The 19,522-nt window shown below is 67.0% G+C and carries 17 protein-coding genes; 5 read left to right on the top strand and 12 right to left on the bottom strand.

Annotated elements, in window-relative coordinates:
• Positions 1-143: 143 nt before the first annotated feature.
• Genes G7Y29_RS09860 through trmB form a run of 5 tightly spaced genes read right to left on the bottom strand, consistent with a single transcriptional unit; the run spans position 144 to position 5,344 of the window.
• Positions 144-488 (bottom strand): DUF3054 domain-containing protein, encoded by a 345-nt coding sequence (locus G7Y29_RS09860; RefSeq protein ID WP_196820148.1) that lies wholly within the window; start codon positions 486-488, stop codon positions 144-146.
• A gap of 10 nt (positions 489-498) precedes the next feature.
• Complete coding sequence (locus tag G7Y29_RS09855) at positions 499-1,530, bottom strand: lysylphosphatidylglycerol synthase transmembrane domain-containing protein (protein ID WP_249399752.1); 1,032 nt, start codon at positions 1,528-1,530, stop codon at positions 499-501.
• Complete coding sequence (locus tag G7Y29_RS09850) at positions 1,511-3,850, bottom strand: MMPL family transporter (protein ID WP_165002400.1); 2,340 nt, start codon at positions 3,848-3,850, stop codon at positions 1,511-1,513. The genes G7Y29_RS09855 and G7Y29_RS09850 overlap by 20 nt, the downstream gene beginning before the upstream one ends.
• Before the next feature lie 11 nt (positions 3,851-3,861).
• Positions 3,862-4,551 carry an NYN domain-containing protein gene (locus G7Y29_RS09845; protein WP_165002399.1) on the bottom strand — a complete coding sequence of 230 codons (690 nt, stop codon included), beginning with the start codon at positions 4,549-4,551 and terminating at the stop codon, positions 3,862-3,864.
• A gap of 22 nt (positions 4,552-4,573) precedes the next feature.
• Complete coding sequence (gene trmB, locus G7Y29_RS09840; RefSeq protein WP_165002398.1) at positions 4,574-5,344, bottom strand: tRNA (guanosine(46)-N7)-methyltransferase TrmB; 771 nt, start codon at positions 5,342-5,344, stop codon at positions 4,574-4,576.
• Between the two features lie 456 nt (positions 5,345-5,800).
• On the opposite strand from trmB, the gene G7Y29_RS09835 reads away from it, so the two are divergent.
• Positions 5,801-7,630, top strand: coding sequence for a phosphoenolpyruvate carboxykinase (GTP) (locus G7Y29_RS09835; protein WP_165002397.1), 1,830 nt, complete (start codon positions 5,801-5,803; stop codon positions 7,628-7,630).
• Here the strand turns inward: G7Y29_RS09835 and G7Y29_RS09830 are convergent.
• Positions 7,627-8,382, bottom strand: a complete 756-nt coding sequence (locus tag G7Y29_RS09830; RefSeq protein WP_165002396.1) for a class I SAM-dependent methyltransferase — start codon at positions 8,380-8,382, stop codon at positions 7,627-7,629. The genes G7Y29_RS09835 and G7Y29_RS09830 overlap by 4 nt on opposite strands.
• A gap of 4 nt (positions 8,383-8,386) precedes the next feature.
• Here G7Y29_RS09830 and G7Y29_RS09825 point away from each other — a divergent pair, with 4 nt between their 5' ends.
• Complete coding sequence (locus tag G7Y29_RS09825) at positions 8,387-9,466, top strand: glycosyltransferase family 4 protein (protein ID WP_165002395.1); 1,080 nt, start codon at positions 8,387-8,389, stop codon at positions 9,464-9,466.
• A gap of 37 nt (positions 9,467-9,503) precedes the next feature.
• On the opposite strand, the gene G7Y29_RS09820 is transcribed toward G7Y29_RS09825, so the two are convergent.
• From G7Y29_RS09820 to G7Y29_RS10895, 4 genes are all read right to left on the bottom strand, one after another.
• Complete coding sequence (locus G7Y29_RS09820; RefSeq protein ID WP_165002394.1) at positions 9,504-9,737, bottom strand: three-helix bundle dimerization domain-containing protein; 234 nt, start codon at positions 9,735-9,737, stop codon at positions 9,504-9,506.
• Between the two features lie 29 nt (positions 9,738-9,766).
• A complete protein-coding gene (locus G7Y29_RS09815; RefSeq protein ID WP_165002393.1) occupies positions 9,767-9,967 on the bottom strand; it encodes a three-helix bundle dimerization domain-containing protein in 201 nt (66 codons plus the stop codon).
• Between the two features lie 247 nt (positions 9,968-10,214).
• Complete coding sequence (locus G7Y29_RS09810; protein WP_165002392.1) at positions 10,215-11,597, bottom strand: MmpA family trehalose lipid delivery protein; 1,383 nt, start codon at positions 11,595-11,597, stop codon at positions 10,215-10,217.
• Positions 11,584-12,294 carry a porin PorA family protein gene (locus G7Y29_RS10895; protein WP_165002217.1) on the bottom strand — a complete coding sequence of 237 codons (711 nt, stop codon included), beginning with the start codon at positions 12,292-12,294 and terminating at the stop codon, positions 11,584-11,586. Before G7Y29_RS10895 ends, G7Y29_RS09810 begins: the two co-directional genes overlap by 14 nt.
• A gap of 60 nt (positions 12,295-12,354) precedes the next feature.
• Here G7Y29_RS10895 and G7Y29_RS10890 point away from each other — a divergent pair, with 60 nt between their 5' ends.
• The gene (locus G7Y29_RS10890; RefSeq protein ID WP_249399751.1) at positions 12,355-13,332 is read left to right on the top strand and encodes an acyltransferase family protein; all 978 of its coding nucleotides are present in this window, start codon (positions 12,355-12,357) and stop codon (positions 13,330-13,332) included.
• A gap of 71 nt (positions 13,333-13,403) precedes the next feature.
• Here the strand turns inward: G7Y29_RS10890 and G7Y29_RS09800 are convergent, their stop codons facing one another.
• A complete protein-coding gene (locus tag G7Y29_RS09800) occupies positions 13,404-16,319 on the bottom strand; it encodes an alpha-(1->3)-arabinofuranosyltransferase domain-containing protein (protein WP_165002391.1) in 2,916 nt (971 codons plus the stop codon).
• 6 nt (positions 16,320-16,325) lie between these two features.
• Positions 16,326-16,520, bottom strand: coding sequence for a DUF2613 domain-containing protein (locus tag G7Y29_RS09795; protein ID WP_249399852.1), 195 nt, complete (start codon positions 16,518-16,520; stop codon positions 16,326-16,328).
• A 132-nt stretch (positions 16,521-16,652) separates the two neighbouring features.
• On the opposite strand from G7Y29_RS09795, the gene G7Y29_RS09790 reads away from it, so the two are divergent.
• Complete coding sequence (locus G7Y29_RS09790) at positions 16,653-17,816, top strand: glycoside hydrolase family 3 protein (protein WP_165002390.1); 1,164 nt, start codon at positions 16,653-16,655, stop codon at positions 17,814-17,816.
• 132 nt (positions 17,817-17,948) lie between these two features.
• Positions 17,949-19,520 carry a VanW family protein gene (locus G7Y29_RS09785; protein ID WP_165002481.1) on the top strand — a complete coding sequence of 524 codons (1,572 nt, stop codon included), beginning with the start codon at positions 17,949-17,951 and terminating at the stop codon, positions 19,518-19,520.
• Positions 19,521-19,522: the final 2 nt, after the last annotated feature.

Genomic DNA, 19,522 nt, shown 5'->3' with positions numbered 1-19,522 from the left:
CGCTGTACAACTGGGGTTCGACCTTCCAGTAAAGCGGTGGTGGCTGCAGGCGGGTGTGTGACAAATGTTCACTCCCGCCGAGCAGCGACCTGGGAAAACTGACGATTGTTGGGCTGGGAGCGCAACATTTGTCACTGGATCCGCTAGGTGCGCTTCAGTGCGAGCCTGACAACGCCGCGCCACCCCAGCATCAGCAGAGCCGACATCGATGACGCCACGATGACGAAGGACCAGTGGGGCAGCTTGTCGCGGTAAAAACCCCAGATTACAAGGCCCACCACGAGGGTTATGAGCCAGATCACCCAGCCACGGTCCTTGCGGGTGATCAACCACGCCAATGCCACGCCGACAGCAAAAGGAATAAAGGTCTCGAACCAGCCAGCGAGGTTGAATTTCATGTCCTCGGACTGATGGGCGGCGCGCGCCAGGAGCGCGAAGGCGGCGATGGCAACGAAATCGGCCGCGATGGCATAGCTCTTCTTGATCATCCCGATAATCCTACTGCGCCGGCCTGCCCAGCATGTGCCCGCGCCCGGCGTAGGCGGCGAGGTAGACGACCCAGCCAATGGCGGTGACGAGGGCGAAAGAGATCGCCCGGTAAATCAGGGTCGCTGCGGTGGCGTCGATAAGCGTCATGCCCCCGGCGACCAGGGCGGCAGCCGCGATCGCCTCGACGGTGCCCACCCCGCCGGGGGTGACCTGCGCGGCCCCGGCGAGTTTGGTCATGACGAACGCGAGAGTGACCCCGGAGAGGGTCGTCTCGTTGAGGCCCGCCGTCGTCGTGGGGGCGGTGCCGGCGACGGCCCACACGGCGAAGTAGAGGACGGCGAGGTCGAAGAGCCGGTTCAACAGTGAAAACACGGCGGTGAGGCCGAACCGGCTAGCGGACATGCGGATGCGCGACACTTCGTCAATGACCGAGATCAGCCGGCCGCGCACCCGCTCCGGCACAAAACTAACCCACCGTTTCAGCACCGTTGGGTGGCGGGTGGCCCAGTACAGGGCCAGGGTTGTGGCGACGGCTACGACGAGAGAGCCGGCAAGCGCCGAGACGGACAGCGACGCACCGAGGAAGAACACCGCCGAGACACCGATGACGACGAGCCATACCGTGGACAAGGCGCCGGAGACAACGAAGAACCAGCCGCACACGCCCGCGGTCGCTCCCCAGGAGCGCTGGACCCGAAACGTCAGCCAGGCGGAGACCGCGGGGCCGCCGGGGATTGAGGTGGACCACGAGTTCGACGCCAGGGTGATAGCGGTGGTCTGGGCGAGACTTGCCACCGGCCGCTCGACGTTGATGAGCAGCTGCATGACCGCCGCCATGCATACGATCGACAGAAGGGAGCACGCGATGGCCGCGGCCACGGGGCCGGGCGACGCATCCAACAGCGCATCCCACGCCTCACCGAGGAAGGAAAGCTGGCCGCGGAAGATCAGCGCGATGAGCGCGAGCACGACGAGGGGGGCCAGCCAGCGCAACCACCGCCACACGGAGGATCCCACGGGGTTAGCGGCCGTCCTCTTCACGGGAAAGCCGTTGCATCAGCTCGTGGAAGGGGATGAGGTCGCGGTTCTCATCGACGGTTACCCCACCGCGCACGGGGTGGGTGTCCACCACCGCGTCGCCGATCGCGATGTCACCGTCGAGCAGCTCACCCTCCGCCCCGGCGGTGAGCGCCAGTGGAGCGGGGGCGGCGGCGAGCGCACCGGCGCGTGCCGGAACGTGCTCGGAGTGCTCGCCGATGGTGGCGTAGGCGCGTTTGACCCAGCGCGGCGCCCACCAGTTGTCCTCCCGCAGCAGATGCATCACGGCGGGCACGAGCAGTAGGCGGATCAACGTGGCATCGAGGGCGAGGGAGAAGATCATGCCGAAGGCGATGTACTTCATCATGACGATCTCGCTCATTGCGAAGGCGGCGGCGACGACGATCATGATTGCGGCCGCGGCGGTGATGATCCCGCCGGTGCGCGCGGTGCCGTACTTGATCGCGCCATCTGTTGACGCGCCGTTGTGCCGCGCTTCCACCATCCGGGAGACGAGGAAGACCTCGTAGTCGGTGGACAGTCCGTAGAGGATCGCGATGATCAAGACCAGCACGGGGCTCATGAGCGGGCCCGGCGTGAAGTTCAACAGCCCGGAGCCGACGCCGTCGACAAAGACCAGGGTGAGGAATCCGAGGGTGGCGCCGATGCCGAGCGCGTTCATGATCACGGCTTTGGCGGGCAGGATCATGGACCCGAAGAGCAGCGCCATCAGGATAAACGTCGCGGCGACCATGTATAGCGCCATCCACGGCAACCGCTCGAGCAGCGCCTCAATCGATTCCACCTCCATCGCGGGGGTGCCGGAGACGTAGAGCTCGACTCCCTCGGGCGCCTCGATTGCGCGCATTTGCTTGACGACGTCCGCCCCGCCGTTACGGTCTTGCAGAGGCGCCGACAGGATCGTGGTGCCGTCCTGCGTCGGGTGGGAGGGCGCCAGCGGGGACGCCAGGCCGGTGACCTGGCGCGCCTGCATGACGACGTCGACAAGCTGCGCATTGTCCGCACCGGTGACAACGAGCTTGACGGGGTCGGTGCGGAAGGCTGGGAAGGAGGAGTTGAAGTTGTCCTGGGCTTGGCGCGTTTCCTGGCTGGGCGGCAGGTAGGACTCGTTGATGCCGCCGAAAGTGATGCCGATGACGGGCACGGTCAGAAGGATGAGTAGTGCCGCGGTGCCGGCGACGGCGGGCTTGGCGTGGCGCATTGCCCACTGCGGGATGCGGTACCAGATGGTGTCCTCGATGCGCCGCCCGCGGCGGGAAGTTTTGCGCACCGACCACATGTCGATGCGGCGGCCGAGTAGGCCGAAAAGGGAGGGCAGCATCGTCACCGAAATAACCGCGGCGAGGACCACCGCCGCGATGGCGCCGTAGGCGACGGACTTGAGGAACGCTTGCGGGAACATCAACAGGCCGGACAGCGCCACCCCCACCATGAGGGCGGAGAAGAACACCGTCTTACCGGCCGTGGCAGTGGTCACTGCGACTGCCTCATCGACGTCGAGGCCCTTGTCCAGCTCCTCGCGGAAGCGAGAGACCATGAACAAGCCGTAGTCAATGGCCAAGCCGAGGCCGAGCAGTGTGATCACCGACTGGGAGAACACGTTGACCTGCTGGAACTGGGCGAGGATCGCGAGCAGGGATAGAGAACCAATAATCGACAGGATACCCACGATGAGCGGCATCGCGGCGGCGACGACACCGCCGAACACCCACAACAGGATGAGCGCGACGAAGATCAAGCCGATCTTCTCGGCGCGGGCGATGTCGTCGGCCATTCCTTTATCCAGAGCGTCGGCGACGGCGGTGGCGCCGGCGACCTGCAGCTGCGCGCCGTCCGGGAGCTCGATGGCCTCGAGCGCCGGCTGGATCGTGCGGAAGTCTTTCAGCGTCTGCTCGCCGTCGCCCGCCAACCCGATCGCCGCAAACGCCTGGGTGCCGTCTTTGGTAATTTGCTGGGGGTTCGGGGAGGAGAAGTAGCTGGTGACGCGCTCGATTTCGGCGGGGAACTGCTCCTGCAGCGCGGAGATTTGCCGGTTTGCCGCATCGAACACCTCACCCTCGGACACGCCGTCGGGAGAGCTCACCAGCAAGATCACGTCGCCGGAGTTGTCCCGGCCGAAGGTGTCTTGCTCGATGGTGGCCGCGGCGGTGGATTCCGCTCCCGGATCTTCCCAGCCTTCCTGGGAAAGCCGCTCGGCGAGCTTGGATCCGAAGAGTACCTGCAGAATGATGATGATCGCGACGATCACCAACGGAATGATTCTGCGCTGGCGGTAGGCGAAATTGCCCCAGTTGTAGAACACGTGCGGCCCCCTTACGACTGGGTGTGGGATCGGGAGCTGTTGAGCAGCGCGGATAGCGGCCGGAAGGGCTGCAGCCACGCGCCTTCCTCTGGGAGCTGGTCGAGGTTGATGCGGGGGAGCGGCTCGCGGAACACGCCAGGGATGTCCTCGAGGTCCACGAACGTAATGTCGGGGTTCGAGACAGCCCACGAGGCGTGCTCGTGGAAGCCGATGACGGTGACAGGTACTCCGTCGCCGACGAGAGACTCGATCATCGGCATGAAGTTCTGACCGTCAGCCGATGCGACGACCAGCCCGCGCAGGACACCCTCGTCTCGACGGCGGGTGATGTGGGCGAGCATGTCCTTGTCCACATCGGAGTCCTCGTCGCTCTTGGGCTTGGCGAACACTGCGAAACCGACGTTGCGCAGCGCTTCCACCCACGGGCGGACGACATCGGCGCCCTGGGCGGCAATGTTGGTGAACACGGTTGCTTCCGGCTCGACGCGCTCACCGATGTGGGTGCCGGTCTCCTCCGCGCGGGCGATGAGCCAGCGGCCGATGGCGTCGAAGCGGGGGCGGTACGCCGCCGTCGGGCGGCCGCCGAGGATCGCGCCGAGACCCATGTCGAGGTTGGGTGCGTCCCAGACCAGCAACAAGCTGTCGGGGCCGGCCTGTGCACCGGGGGTGTAAGGGTGTGTCATCTCGTGGAGGTCGTGCATGGCTTCGTCCTGCTTCCCGGTCCTATTTCTTTACCCAGAGGTACTCGCGGATGACATGGTCTTTGTCCAGACCCTTGCCCTCGAATTTGGTGATGACCTGGCGGTCCGTCAGCAGCGGAGCGTCGGGCCACGGCCAACCCTTGAATTCCAGCATCGGCTCGACGTCTACCAGCTCGTCGATCCACTCAGCGTAATCGGCGTGGTCGGTGGCCACGTGCAGGACCCCGCCTGCTTTAAGGCGGGTGGCGATCAGGTTGAGCGTGCCCGACTGGATGATACGGCGCTTGTGGTGGCGCGCTTTGGGCCACGGGTCCGGAAAGAAAATCCGCACGCCGTCGAGGGTTCCCGCGCCGAACATGCGCGCCAGCACTTCGACGCCGTCTCCACGGATCATGCGGATGTTGTCGATTTCACCACGCACCACCGAGCCGAGGAGCTTGGCCAGGCCCGGTTTGTACAACTCGACGGCGATGACATTGGTGTCCTCCTCAAGCGGGGCCATCGCCGCCGTGGAGGTCCCGGTGCCGGAGCCAATCTCCAGAATTGTCGGGTGCCCGGTGCGTCCGAACCAGGCATCGACATCGACGGGGGTATCGTCGAGGAGGCGCCCGAGGCGGGGCCAGTGCTCGTCGAAAAGCGTCTCTTGGTTGTCGGTGAGCGTGCCGCGGCGGAAGGTCACCGAACCAAGGCGCGGGTAGTCCAGGCCGGTGTCAAACTCGGTTTGCATCGGCCTGCCGTGGGGAAGTTCGCCCGTGCCGGGGCGTTCGGTGGGCGAGAAATCAGAATTATTCATCACGTTAATTGTCCACATGACGTGGGCAAATGCAAGTTTCTCCGCGGGGTTTGAAGCAGGGCTGCGGCATGGCGCGCCGATACCCCCAAACGGGGTGGGAAAACGGTCAGGCGGGGAGACGTTGAGTGTTTGACTGTCCTCGGATAGGTATTTCCGCAGGCTAAACACGCTATCCGTCCCCGGGCGGGTTGATTGGATACCCCATTTCGGGGGTGTGTTCCGGGCCCGTGCGGGTGTCCGTGACGTGGGATGTGTCACTGGTTATGACCGGGAACGCAAGGCGATCTGATCCCGTTGTGCCAGTAGAGACGTGATTTCGATAGGCTAGTTACCTACGGGAATGTTCCCTGTGGGATGTATCCGGGGATAACCAGCTGTGGCACCACGCGGAAACAACCGAAACGACACGCACGACACAGCCGAGACAACAACAGCACAGGAAGCGCAGGAGACTACATGGCCACCGCAATTAAGGGACTGGCGCAGGACGCGCCTACCGACAACGAGCACCTCATCGCCTGGGTAAACGAGGCAGTGGATTTGTTCCAGCCCGAGCGCGTGGTCTTTATCGACGGCTCCCAGGAGGAATGGGACCGTCTCGCCGACGAGCTGGTGGAGAAGGGCACTCTGATCAAGCTCAACGAGGAGAAGCGCCCCAACTCTTACCTCGCGCGCTCAAACCCCTCCGATGTCGCCCGCGTTGAGTCCCGCACCTTCATCGCGACCGAGAAAGAGGCGGACGCCGGCCCGACCAATAACTGGATGAAGCCCGAGGCGCTCAAGGAGGAGATGCTCGAGCATTACCGCGGCTCCATGAAGGGCCGCACCATGTACGTCGTCCCCTTCTGCATGGGCCCCATCACCGACCCGAACCCGAAGCTGGGCGTTCAGCTGACGGATTCCGAGTATGTTGTCATGTCCATGCGCATTATGACCCGCATGGGCCAAGAGGCGCTGGACAAGATCGAGGGTGACAACTTCGTCCACTGCTTGCACTCCGTCGGTGCCCCGCTCGCCGAGGGTGCGCACGACGTCGCGTGGCCGTGCAACGACACCAAGTACATTTCTCAGTTCCCGGAGACCAAGGAGATCTGGTCCTACGGTTCGGGCTACGGCGGCAACGCAATTCTGGCCAAGAAGTGCTACGCGCTGCGCATCGCCTCCGTCATGGCCAAGGAGGAAGGCTGGATGGCGGAGCACATGCTCATCCTCAAGCTCAACTCCCCGGAGGGGAAGAGCTACCACATCGCCGGCGCTTTCCCGTCCGCCTGCGGCAAGACCAACCTAGCCATGATCACCCCGACGCTCGAGGGATGGACCGCCGAGGTCGTGGGCGACGACATCGCCTGGATGCACCTCAAGGAGGACGGGCTCTACGCCGTCAACCCGGAGAACGGATTCTTCGGCGTTGCGCCGGGCACCAACTACGCCTCCAACCCGATCGCGATGCGCACCATGGAACCGGGCAACACCCTGTTCACCAACGTCGCGCTGACCGACGACGGTGACATCTGGTGGGAGGGCATGGACGGCGACGCCCCGGAGCACCTGATCGACTGGCGCGGCAACGACTGGACCCCGGAGTCCGGCCACGACGCGGCGCACCCCAACTCCCGCTACTGCGTGCCCATCGAGCAGTGCCCGACTGCGGCACCCGAGTTCAACGACCCGGACGGCGTGAAGATCGACGCGATCCTCTTCGGCGGCCGCCGCCCGGACACCGTCCCGCTGGTCACCCAGGCGCACGACTGGGAGCACGGCACCATGATCGGCGCCATGCTGTCCTCGGGCCAGACCGCGGCCTCCTCCGAGGCCAAGGTGGGCAGCCTGCGCCACGACCCAATGGCCATGCTGCCCTTCATGGGCTACGCCGTGGGCGACTACTTCCAGCACTGGATTGACATGGGCGCCAAGGGCGGCGACCGCATGCCGGCCATCTTCCTGGTCAACTGGTTCCGCCGCGGCGAGGACGGTCGCTTCCTGTGGCCGGGCTTCGGTGAGAACTCGCGCGTGCTCAAGTGGGTCGTCGACCGCATCGAAGGCCGGGTGGGCGCCGACGAGACCGTTGTGGGCCACACCGCCCGCGCCGCGGACCTCGACCTCGAGGGCCTCGACGCTCCGGCCGCCGACGTGGAGGAAGCCCTCCACGCTGACCCGGCGCTGTGGGCGACCGACATCGAGGACGCGCGTGGTTACCTCGAGGAGCTCGGGCACCGCGTGCCGCGCGAGATCTTCGCGCAACTGGACAAGCTTGAGCAGCGCGTCACCGCCGCCAAGCACGCCTAGGGAGCGGGTTTTCTGAGCGCCACCACCAGGTTGGAGGTGGCGAACTCCCGAATCCCCGGCACCCGCGCCACCCACCACGCCCAGCGCGGGTGGTAGCGCGGGAACGCCGCGAAGTCGAGCCCGGTCGAGCGGGCCCAGGCAAGGCCGTCGGCCGCGGAGACGTCGAAAAGCGAAACGCCCCAGACGTTCTTCGGCTGGCGGCCGTTTTTCCGCGCGTACCTGCGCCGGGCGAATTCGCCGCCGACGTAGTGCTGCCACCACCCCGTCTCGTGGCCGCCGAACGGACCGAGCCAGACGGTGTAGCTCAGCACCACCAGCCCGCCGGGGGCGCAGACCCGCAGCATCTCATCGCCCATTGCACGCCAGTCGGGGATGTGTTCTGCGACGTTGGAGGAATACACCACGTCGAAGGTGCTGTCGGCGAAGGGCAGGGCGGCGCCGTCGCCGCGCACCGCGCCGTAACCGCTCAGGCCCGCGGCGGACATTTCGGACACACTCGGTTCCAAGCCGACGTACTCAGCGCCGCGCAGCGCGAACTCGGAGGCGAAGTAGCCTGGTCCTCCGCCGACGTCGAGCACGTTCTTGCCGGCCAGGGGGGAGCCGGTGAGGTCGCGCGAGAGGGCGTCGATAAGCATGGCCGTGTCCCGCGCGAGCCCGGTGTAGAAGATACACGGCCGGAACTGCTCGTAGGTGAACGAGCGCAGGAGTTGCACTGAACGGCGGAGAGTGGCTAGACGGCGGGTACGGTACACACGTATGAAGATACTGCTGCTGTGCTGGCGCGACATGACCCACCCGCAGGGCGGCGGTTCCGAGCGCTATATCGAGCGGGTCGGGGAGTACCTCGCCCGGCAGGGCCACGACGTGGTGCTGCGCACGGCGGCCCACACGGACGCGCCGCGGCGGACCAGGAAGAACGGCCTGCGCATCGAGCGCGCCGGTGGCAAGTACGGGGTGTACCTGCTCGCACCGCTGGCGGTGTGGCAGCACCGGCCGGACGTGATTGTGGATACCCAGAACGGCATTCCGTTCTTCGCGCGGCTGTACTCGCGGGCGGAGACGGTGCTGCTTACCCACCACAGCCACCTGCGGCAGTGGCCGGTCGCGGGCCCGTTCGTCGGTCGCCTCGGAGCGTTTTTGGAAAAGCGCGTGGCCCCGCGCGCATACCGGGGCGCCCAGTACGTGACGGTGTCGAATGCCTCGCGCGAGGACCTGGTGAAGCTGGGCGTGCGCGAGGCTGACATCGCGGTGGTGCACAACGGTGTCGACGCCGTGCCGCAACGCCAGCCAACCATCCCGGACGACGGCAAGGTGCACGTCGTCACCCTCTCGCGGCTCGTTCCGCACAAGCGCATCGAGCACGCGATCGACGCGGTGCGCGGTCTCGACGGTGTGGTGCTCGACGTGCTCGGATCCGGTTGGTGGGAAGACGAGTTGCGCAATTACGCAGCGGACCTGGAGGGCCGGGTGGTGTTCCACGGGCACGTCAACGACGAGTACAAGCACGCGGTTCTCTCGCGCGCCGCCCTCCATCTGCTGCCCAGCGTCAAGGAGGGCTGGGGAATCGCGGTCATCGAGGCCGCCCAGCACGGTGTCCCCACCGTGGGCTACCTCGAGGCGGGCGGGCTCAAAGACTCGGTAATAGACGGTCAGACGGGCCGGCTCGTGTGTTCCGAGGGTCAATTCCGGGAGGTCATCGCGGACTTGCTTGACGACGACGCAGAGCGCGCCCGGCTCGGAGCGGGTGCCGCCGAGTGGTCGACGCGCTTCTCATGGGAAGAGACAGGCCGCCGTTTCGCGGAGGTGCTGGCGCGCGTCAGCGCCCGCCCCCGGTGAATGCGGGGCGGGCGCTGGACCCAGATGAACGGTTGGGTTACGCGGGGACGTCGAGGTCGTCGGAGCGCAATCGCTCCTTCATCTCGGCCTCGACGAGGACCGGGACGAAGTCGTCAACGACTGCGTTGTTCTTGTGTTCGGTTTTCACCGCGTCGAAGGTCTCCTGGATTTCCTCTGCCGGGTAGGCGTCTTCCCACTCGGTGACGAGGTCTTCGCGGATGTTGCGCAGTGCGCGCTCGCGGATGATGCTGAAGTCGATGTTGTTAGCCATGATGTTTCTCCTTGGAAGTTTGTGTTGATTTATGCTGCGACGAGGTGGTGGTCCAAGAGGTGGACCATCTCTGCCTCGACGAGGACTGGAACGAAATCGGTGATCGTGGCCTCGGCGAGGTGCCGCTGAAGGACGGCGTCGAAGACGTCATCGGAGAATGCGGCTCCGTAGTGTGCGGCGAGGTCCTCGCGGACGTTTGAGATCACCTTGTTTATGAATGCGTTGGTCATTGTTGTCACCCTTTCGGTTCGGATCGAGCTACACGATTCCATGTAATCTTTTGTTCATCTGCGGTTTACTTTAGGGGTGGCAAGTGGTCATGTCAATATGCCCGTCATTTGGGTTCCGCCATTTATGGGAACTGGCCAATGGAAATGGGTAAAGATGCAGGTAGAATCTTTTTGTCACCGCGCCTTCAGCCGATGCGATGTATATCACATACGGCCTTTTGCCTGGTCGCAGGAACGTAAAACCGCGTTAATTTTTTGTTAACTTGGGGCGCTTTGAGGTACCAACCAGCGGTGTGCCGCACCACAATCCCAGCAACATCAGGCCCAGCGGCGGCAGGGCCCGGGCCGGGGCACGCGTCTCGATCACGCGCCCGTCGGGGTAGGCGACAACGCCAATGCCGAGCTGTTCGAGCAGCTCGGCATTGTGCGGATCCCGGTGGGCGCGCGCCCAGCGCTCGGAGGGGGCGTCGGCGAGGCGGCCGTCGATACGCAGTTCACCCGACTCGACCACGTTCATGGCTTTCGTGGCGGGGTCGACAACAGGCACGCCGTCCGGCCGGGCGAGAAGGGTGGGGCGACCGACAAAGAGGACGTCCCGGCCCCGGTCGTCGATGGCGGGCACCGCGACCTCTACCGGTCTCAACGCGGCGAGGGCCAGGGGCGCGTCCGGCACTTGGAGCAGCGCGAGCGCGCACGCGGCGGCGGCAAGCCGCGGTTGCAGGGCGCCAGCCGCACGGACGTAGGCGGGGACGGCGAGGATCACCCACTTCTGGCCGTCGCGAAGCAAACCCGCGCCGGGCAACCACTCGACCACGGCCCCGACGAGACCGAGCCAGGAGGCCACTGCCACCGCGAAGCCGAGCCCCGCGAGGGCGAGGAGGCGTGTCGGCACGGCCCGCCACCCGCAGGCGAGCACGGCGAAGAGCAAGACGCCAAATACGGCGAACCCGGCGGAACGTGAGGGCGGAACGGCTCCGGCGTTCCAGATCCCGCCCAGCCCGAGCAGGGCCCCGGCCGTACCCACCCACTCCTCCGCGCGCGGGGCGAAAGCGGCCGCAGAAGCGGGGGATGCTGTGCCCGATCCGGAGGTCAAGAACCCCGTGACCACCCAAGGCGAGCAGAAAAGCACCGCGGCGAGGAGATGGCGTCGGGAGGTGGAGAGGCTCGCGGCAGCCAGCGCACCCGTCGGTGTCAGAGACGCGACCCACATCGCAACCACCGATCCGCTGAACGCGATGAACGGCAACAGCCACGCCGCGACGGCGAGCGACCACTGCCCCTGCAGCAACCGTTCAACCACGAACGGGTTCCACACCGCGACCGTCATTGCGGCGGCACGGCCGAACACGCTCGCGCCAGCGCGGTAGCCCGCGTAGGCGGCTGCGCACGCGGAGCCGATCACGAGCAGGCGCACGAGCAGCACCGGAAACGGCACCAGTGCCAGCACGGCGTCCTGCGGGACGTTGCGCGCCGGCAGGTCCCCGAAGCCGAGGGAGGCGTGGGTCAGAGCCATATCCGGCAGCACCACCATGTCGCGCAGCGCGAAGGATTGCCCGGGAACCATCAAGGGCCACGTCACCGCGACGACGAGCACGGCCGCCCACGCTCCGAGCAGCCTATCGGCGCGCAACCGCCACCGCCGCCCGCACCAGCGCCACGAAGGCCACGAACCGAGTCACCCAAGCCAGCACCTGCAGCGCGTGCAACACGCGCACTTCCGCCGCGGCGCGCTCGTGGGCCTCGAAGCGCGACTGCTCCGACATGCGGAACAGGCCCTCGACGGGGCCCTCAGCCACCGACCACGTCTCATCCAGCACTTCACCGGTCTGGACCTGGAGGTCGATAATTCTCTCCGCAGAGTGCCCGTCGGCAGTGATACCGGCGCGGTACTTGTACGTGTCCAGGCCGCCGACGCTGCCCGGGCCCACGTAGTCCATCCGCGCCGGGTCGGTGAAGGTTTCCGGGGCGAACGGATCGGTGTACGGGTACGAGAGGCGCTCGGGCCGGTACGGGAACAGGTACGTCAGGCCCGCTCGCCCGTCGACGGGGAGGGCGGAGGACGCGCTGGCGGTCATCGAATCGGCCAGTGGTGCACCGTCAAGCGAAACTGCGGCTTGGATCGAAACCTGGCCCGACTTCGGACCCTTGCCCGTGGTCAGCTCGACCGTGAGCGATGCCGGGCCGTCGAAGGTGATCGTCCTGCTCTCACGGGGGTGGATCGTGCGCTGCTGGGAAATCACCACCGGGGCGATGAGGTTCAGCGCGAAGCACACGGCGAGCACGACAAGGCACTTCGCCAACGTCCGCCTGACTCCTACACTGTTCATATCGCTAACACTCTACTTCCCGAACTCGAGGGCCTGCGCGCTGCCGCGGCCCTCGGTATCGTGACCACGCACGTCGCGTTCCAGACGGCGACTTACCACCCGGTGCTGGAGCGCTTCGACTACTTCGTGGCCGTGTTCTACGCCCTCTCCGCGTTCCTGCTCGCGCGCGGTGGCTACCGCCCGGGGTACTACCGGCGCCGCCTGGCGCGCCTCGCGCCGGCCTACCTCGTCTGCGTTGCCGTGGTGCTGGCGACGCTGCCGGAGCTCGCCCATATCTCGTGGTACCAGGCGTTGGCGCAGGTCTTCATGGTGCAGATTTACGCGCCCGACGGGCTGGTCGCCGGGTTGACGCAGATGTGGTCGCTGTGCGTCGAAGTGGCCTTCTACCTGGTCCTCCCGCTCTACCTCCGTTTATCGACGCCCCTTCGAACGCTCACCCTCGCCATTTCCATCCCCCTCTCTTTACTATGGCCGTGGTTGGTTGCCGACGTGTCGGTTGTGAACATGCAGATCTGGCCGCCGTCGTACGTGCTGTGGTTCGCGGTCGGCCTGATCCTGGCGGAGCTGGAGCGCCTCGGCGTGGGTTACCGCGGCCCGCGCTGGCCCTTTGCGCTGCTGTCGCTTCCCGTGGCGTGGTTCGCGGGCGTTGTCGGCCCTGTTGGGTTGCAGCACCCGTCGCCGGCGGAGTTCAACGCGCGCGTGATCCTGGGCGCGCTGTTTGCGGCCCTGATCGTCTCGCCGTTTGTACTGTGCCCGCTTGGTGACGGTGTTCTCGCGTCCGGCCCGATGCGTTCGCTGGGGAAGTGGTCCTACTCCATCTTCCTGTGGCACGTGTGGGTGCTCGCGTTCGCGTTCCCGGTGCTGGGAGTGCCCGTATTCAGCGGGCGTTTCGCGCTCGTGCTCGCCTTCACCGTCGTCGTCAGCGTGGCGGTGTCGTATGTCTCCTACGAGGTGGTCGAGGTGCCGGGCGCGCGGCTGATCAGAGGGCGCGTACGCTTCCGCCTCAACTTCACCACCCCGAAATTGCGGCAAGTTTAGGCGGAGCACACCACAGTTTGCCCGCCGTGGTTGAGGGCGAGCGTCCGGGCGGCGCCCCGCCGCAGGCGGGGTTACTCGTCCGGGAACGCCAACGCCGCCACTGCCAGGCAGCCCGCGAACTGCACGAGGACGGAGGATCCAGCGTAGTTCTCCGCCGGCCACGGGGCGCGTGCGAGCCACAAGCCCATGAACCCGGCCGCACCTGAGCTCAGCACCCACGAGGGAATGAGAGTGAACCGGCGGGCCACCCACGCCAGCGCCGCTGCGAACAGACCGGGAAGCAGGCCCACGCACAACGCCGCGGCCAGGGGAGATACCGGTGTGGACGGCCTCGCGGGGTCGAACCGCGAAATCCTCCGCCAGCGCACCCACAGGCACCCGGCCACAGTCAGAAGCGACACCACTGCGCCCAGTAGCAAACCCCAGCGGTACGGCGCATCACCCGCGAAGCTCATCTCAAACTGCCCGCTGACCCCGGGTGGGACGCGGAAAGCCTGCATGCCGGCGTCGATACGCTCGGGTGCTACGGGCACCCCGCCGACTGTGGCGCGCAGGCCGTCGTTGAACCCGCGGGTGGTGAGAATCAGCTGCTCGCTTGCCGACGCCCCCACGACGCCCCCGAATCCGTCCCACGCCGCCGTGGGCACGCGGGTGCGGGTGATGGTCAGCGCCTCGGCATCGGTGACCACCTCGTGGGCGCCTGCCTCCAGGAAAACTCGTCCGGAGTAGTCGGCTCCGTCGATGGTGGCGGGGGCGGAAAGCTCCCATTCGGCCGCCTCGGCTGTGGTGAAGCGGCGCTGCAGCACATCGGTGCGCGGCAACAGTCGCTGGAAGAAATAGGTGTCGGCCGTTCCGGGGACCTCCACAATGCGGGTGACCCCGGTGTCGAGCTCGGCGATACCGACGGGTTCGGTCAGCTCGATACGCACCGTGTCGCCCGGCACGCTGAAGGTGCGAGGCTGGCCGGCGACGAGCGAGACCTCACGCGTGGAACCACCGGAGTGCACGCGTACCACCGTGGAATCGGTCGCGGTGACGGTGACGCTGCCTCCTTCGACGGTGGAGGCGATCCAGCCGTCGTCACCCGGCGCGGGCCACCACGCGGTGTCCTTGCGACCGTCGAAGGCGGCGGTGAGCGAACGGGAGGGGTCGGCGCCTCCGAAGACGGTGGCGTCGGCCGCGGAGCTCGAGGCGGAGGCCGTGCCACCCTCCATGGACACACCGACGCGCGTGCCGGCGGAGGGATAGTCGGGGAGGCGGTTGTGCACGTCGGAGCCCTCCTCCGGCGACGCCAGGTGAGCGGAGACAGGGGAGTCGAGGGTGCCGTAGTTGCGCGCCGCGGCAGCGGGGGTGTCGGTGACAATCTGCGCGACGGAATCCACCAGCTGCGCGGGGAAGTAGCCGTAGCGCTCCCAGAGCAACGGGAGCACCTCGCCACCGCCGTTGACACGCACGGGTTCGTCGGAGGTGATCATCATGCCGCGCTGGGAGTCGAGCATGTAGATGTCGATATCGCCGAAGCTCGCGGTGGGCTCACCGGGCCAGGTTGCGGTGGCACCGCTGGCGAGGTCGCGGCGCACGAGTACCGCGCCGACGCCGATGGAGCGCAGCGCGTCCGCGTCGAGGGCCTCCATTTGGCCGTCGAGGCCGCGGATTGCCTCCGGATCGACCAGCGGGACGGCGTCGCGCACCGCGAACGGGGCGGAGGTGACGGCCTGGATCGGCTCGTCGCGCGGCCACCCCCAGGTCTGCCGCGCGAACGACGCGGGTGGGATGACGACGGTGCGGGTGCCGGCGGCGTGCTCGTCGAGCCACTGGCCCGCGGCAACCCAGTCCTGCGACACTTGTGTCCACGTTCCGGATGGCAGGAGGCGCAGTGACCATGCAGGGGCCACGGCGATGAGTATCACCAGGCTAACCACTATCAGCCCCGGTGGACGCAACCGCGCCACGGCCCAGCCCACCCCGAGCACCAGCGGGAGGCGCACCAGCGGGTCGAACTTGTGCAGGTTCCGGAATGGCGCCAGGGGGCCGTCGAAAAGCGAGGGCAGGTAGTGTGCGCTTCCCAGAAGAAGGAAACCGAGGGCGAAAAGCAGCACCAGATACCCGCGCCACGGCATGTTCCCGCGCGCCAGGCCGGCGAGGCCGAGGGCGGCGACGGCCATGGTGGCGAGGACGAAGACGGGCTCGCTGACCAGGAGGAATCCGCCCGATCGCTCGGTGTCCACGAACGGCGCCCAGCTGGTCGTGCCGCGCAGAATTTCGGCGGGGTTGAGCCAGTGGGTGGTCACAAACGCGGACTCGATGAACTCGGTAAACGGCGGCGAGTAGCGCCCGAGGACTAACAGGGGCCCCAGCCACCATGCGCTGACCAGCAGGCAGCCAAGCAGGAATAAGGCGGCTTGAGGCCACTTCCGGCGCCACAGCAGCAGCACGAACGCCGGAACGCACGCGGCAATCGTGGCGGCGGCATTGACCGCGCCCATGAGCGCCACGGCCACTAGCGCCGGCGCCACCTGCGGACGGCGGCCCACCAACGGCACCAGGGTCCACGGCACGAGCGCGACCGGCCACGCTTCCGAGGAGATGGCGGTCAGCGTGGTCAGGATGCGCGGGGAAAGCGCGTAAAGCAGCGCCGGCACGACACCGGGGATGCCCATGCGCCGTGCCAGGAACAGGGTGCCGGAGTACGCGATGCACAGCAGCAGGGCCCACCACAGGCGCTGGAGTATCCAGTCCGGCAGGGGGAGCAGGAAGAAGGGGCCCTGCGGGAATAGATAACCGTACGCCTGATTCTGGATTTGGCCGAGTGTGAACTGGTCCGTCCAGGCGCGCGTCGCTCCCGCCAGGAATGCGGCGGGGTTCTCGGTGAGGTTGAACTTGGTGTCGGCGGCGACCCGGCCAGGCGGTTGTGCGAACGACAGCAGGGTCAGCGCGACCCAACCGATGACGTGGGCGGCGAGCGGGTGCTTGAACAGGGCGCGCATTCGCGCCTACTGGCGGGAGCCGTACTCCGGACCGCCGAGGACGGCCTCGTCGGCGGTGACCGCGTTGCCTGACGGCACGGTGCTCTGCCCCGAGAAGGCGGCGATGCCGAGGACGCCGACGATGCCGAGGACAATTCCCATCACCGCGCTGGCCACTACGGGGGTGACGGCGCGGCGCTGCACAGACTCTTCCCGGTACATCACCTGGGTGTGATCCTGGAACGGCGCGGCGGAAGACATGGCGCAGATACTACCAGGCTTCCCCGCCTGCGACGGCGACCCGCGAGTACAGTAAGTCCCGTTCTGGATGGGAGCGCGCGAAGGAGGCCGTCGATGTTCCAGGCCCGCCGCCTCACGCTGTCACACGGGTTCGTCGCCGCGCTGGTGTGCTGCGTGGGCCCCTGCGCCGCCGAGCCGAAGGTCCCCGCAGTAGTGGAGACGACCGTCACCGTGACCTCCACCCACACCACTACGCTTGTGCCGCCGCCACCCTCCGCGCAGCAGCGCGTTCCGGAAGACCTGCGCGCCAAGGTCGCCTCGCTCATGGTGGTCGGCGTGTCCGACTACGACCAGGCGCGTTACGCGTTGGACCAGGGGGTGGGCGGCCTTTTTATCCCGTCGTGGGCCGACCCAGCCCTGCTGGAGCAGGAGGGGCGCAACATCAACGCCCTGCGCGCGGAGTACACGCGACCGTTCAGCGTCGCGGTTGATTTCGAGGGCGGCCGTGTGCAGCGCCACCCGCAGGTGTTCGGCCAGTGGATGCCGCCGCGCGCGCTCGCCGGTCAGACGGACGCGGTGATCCAGGGCTCGGGCTACGACATCGGCCGCTCCCTGCGGGCGCACGGTGTCAACGTCGATTACGCCCCGCTTCTCGACCTCGACGTCACCGGCCTGCCCATCGTCGGTGACCGCTCTTTCGGCGGGGACCCGGCCGAGGTCGCTCGCGTCGGCGGGTTGTTCTCGCAGGGGCTTATCGACGCCGGCGTCACCCCGACGTTCAAGCACTTCCCCGGCCACGGCCGCGCCTCCGGTGATACGCACCTTTCCCTGGCCACGACGCCTCCCCTCGGCGAGCTCGAAGCCCTCGACATGCAGCCGTACGCGCGCCTGCTGCCAGCGCGCCCGACGGCGTCGGTGATGATGGGCCACATGGTCGTGCCGGGCCTCGGCGGCGGGAACGTGCCGAGCTCGCTCAACCCCGAGGCTTACCGCATCCTTCGCGAGGGTGACTATCCGGGCGGGACGCCTTTCGACGGCGTGATCGTCACCGACGACCTCTCGGGCATGCGCGGGATCACGGATTACCGCTCCACCCCGGAAGCGGTGCGCGACGCGATCGCCTCCGGGGCTGACCAGGCGCTGTGGTCCTCCGGCGCGGACGTCGCCTACATCATCGACGCGGTTACCGCCGCAGTCCGCGCCGGCCTCATTCCGCCCGAGCGTATCGACGCCGCCGCCACCCGCACGCAGCAGCAATTAATCGATGTCGGGCTCTGATGTAATCTTGTTCGGGTGACTACGGTAAAGGCACGGAGTGAGCGGCGCGGTGTTAGCGCGGGGAAGATCGTCCTCGGCGCGATTCTCGGCCTGCTCGCCGTTCTGCTCGCGATTTACCTCGCCGACCTTGCGATGAACCGCGGCAACGTTCCCCGCGGGACCGCCGTCGGCGGCGTCGAAATCGGCGGCATGGGCCACGATGAAGCGGTGTCCACGCTCGAGGCCGAGCTCGGCGACGTGGCTGCTAAGCCCGTGACGGTGACGGCGGCGTCGGAAAGCACGCAGCTCATCCCCGCTAACTCGGGGCTCGGCATCGACTGGGACGCCACTGTGGAAAGCGCGGGTAAAGAGTCCGCCAACCCGCTGACCCGCCTCGCCGGGTTGCTGCGCACCCACGAGGTTGACATTGTGTCCACCGTCGACGAGGCCGCGTTGGCACCCGAGCTAGATCGCGTGGCCGGGGAGCTGCGGCGCGACCCCGCGGACGGCGCCATCGCCATCGAGGGCGGCCAGGCGAAGGTGACCGACCCGGTTCCCGGGCAGGAGGTGGACACGAAGCACCTGTTCGAGCGCGTGACCACCGGTTGGCTCAACCCTGCCGGCGTGGAGGTCGAGGCGGACCCGACGGAACCCGCGATCGGTGAGAAGGCTGTCAAGGAGGCGCTCGACGGCCCGGTGAAAGCCGCGCTGGCGGGACCTCTGACGCTGCGGGGGCACGACGGGGTCGACGGCGTGATCGCCCAAGACCGCATCGGCGAAGTGGTGCAGTTCCCCAATGTGGATGGGAAGATTGAGCCGGCCGTGAACGCGGAGAGCGCTCAGGGGATCCTCGGCGAGCAGCTCGCCGACACAGAGACCAAGATGCGCAACGCGCGGGTGCTCCCCGGCGGCGGTGTCGAACCGTCGGTTGACGGCTCCGTCATCGACTGGGTGGCTGCCATGTCCGGTTTCGATGGGCGCCTGCTGGGGGACGCCGAGCGCACGTGGGACGCCCAGTACAAGGACCGCCCGGCGGACTTCACCACCCAGGAAGCGCAGAGCGCCACCTTCGACGAGGTCGTCGGGTCGTTCACCACCAGCGGTTACAGCGCAGCCTCGGGGACCAACATCGCCGTTGTCGCCCGCAAGGTCGAGGGGGCGATCGTCAACCCGGGGGAGACGTTCTCGCTCAACGGCTACACCGGACCCCGCGGCACCGCGCAGGGATACGTCGAATCCGGGATTATTGAAAACGGCCGCCCCGGCAAGGCCGTTGGCGGCGGTATTTCCCAGTTCGCCACCACGCTCTACAACGCCGCCTACTTCGGCGGGATGACGGACGTAGCCTCCACCCCGCATTCGTACTACATTTCCCGCTACCCGACGGGCCGGGAGGCCACCGTGTTCGAGGGTGCGATCGACCTGCAGTTCCGCAACGATTCGCCATACCCCGTCAAGATCACCTCGGAAGTCGGCGGCGGCGAAGTGACCGTGAGCCTCATGGGTGTAAAGACCGCCGAGGTGGAGTCCGTCAACGGAGGGCGGTGGGACTACACCTCGCCGAAGCCCGTGACCGTGTCTAGCGGAAGCTGCTCCCCGTCCGGTGGTGCACAAGGTTTCACTACCTCGGACACCCGCATCGTGAGGGATCTCAGCGGCAACGAGATCAGCCGCAACACCTCGACCACGGTGTACGACCCGCAGCCGATCGTTCGCTGCGTCTAGGC

It is taken from the genome of Corynebacterium qintianiae (assembly GCF_011038645.2).
Classification (GTDB): domain Bacteria; phylum Actinomycetota; class Actinomycetes; order Mycobacteriales; family Mycobacteriaceae; genus Corynebacterium; species Corynebacterium qintianiae.
Note: the sequence above shows the minus strand (reverse complement) of the source record. Positions and strands in the feature narration are given on the sequence as shown.

Bases quoted from the DNA above. Each gene is read 5' to 3' on its own strand.
- G7Y29_RS09860 (WP_196820148.1), bottom strand. From the start codon at position 488: ATGATCAAGAAGAGCTATGCCATCGCGGCCGATTTCGTTGCCATCGCC.
- G7Y29_RS09845 (WP_165002399.1), bottom strand. From the start codon at position 4,551: ATGCACGACCTCCACGAGATGACACACCCTTACACCCCCGGTGCACAG.
- trmB (WP_165002398.1), bottom strand. From the start codon at position 5,344: ATGAATAATTCTGATTTCTCGCCCACCGAACGCCCCGGCACGGGCGAA.
- G7Y29_RS09835 (WP_165002397.1), top strand. From the start codon at position 5,801: ATGGCCACCGCAATTAAGGGACTGGCGCAGGACGCGCCTACCGACAAC.
- G7Y29_RS09825 (WP_165002395.1), top strand. From the start codon at position 8,387: ATGAAGATACTGCTGCTGTGCTGGCGCGACATGACCCACCCGCAGGGC.
- G7Y29_RS09820 (WP_165002394.1), bottom strand. From the start codon at position 9,737: ATGGCTAACAACATCGACTTCAGCATCATCCGCGAGCGCGCACTGCGC.
- G7Y29_RS09815 (WP_165002393.1), bottom strand. From the start codon at position 9,967: ATGACCAACGCATTCATAAACAAGGTGATCTCAAACGTCCGCGAGGAC.
- G7Y29_RS10895 (WP_165002217.1), bottom strand. From the start codon at position 12,294: ATGAACAGTGTAGGAGTCAGGCGGACGTTGGCGAAGTGCCTTGTCGTG.
- G7Y29_RS09800 (WP_165002391.1), bottom strand. From the start codon at position 16,319: ATGCGCGCCCTGTTCAAGCACCCGCTCGCCGCCCACGTCATCGGTTGG.
- G7Y29_RS09795 (WP_249399852.1), bottom strand. From the start codon at position 16,520: ATGTACCGGGAAGAGTCTGTGCAGCGCCGCGCCGTCACCCCCGTAGTG.
- G7Y29_RS09790 (WP_165002390.1), top strand. From the start codon at position 16,653: ATGTTCCAGGCCCGCCGCCTCACGCTGTCACACGGGTTCGTCGCCGCG.
- G7Y29_RS09785 (WP_165002481.1), top strand. From the start codon at position 17,949: ATGAACCGCGGCAACGTTCCCCGCGGGACCGCCGTCGGCGGCGTCGAA.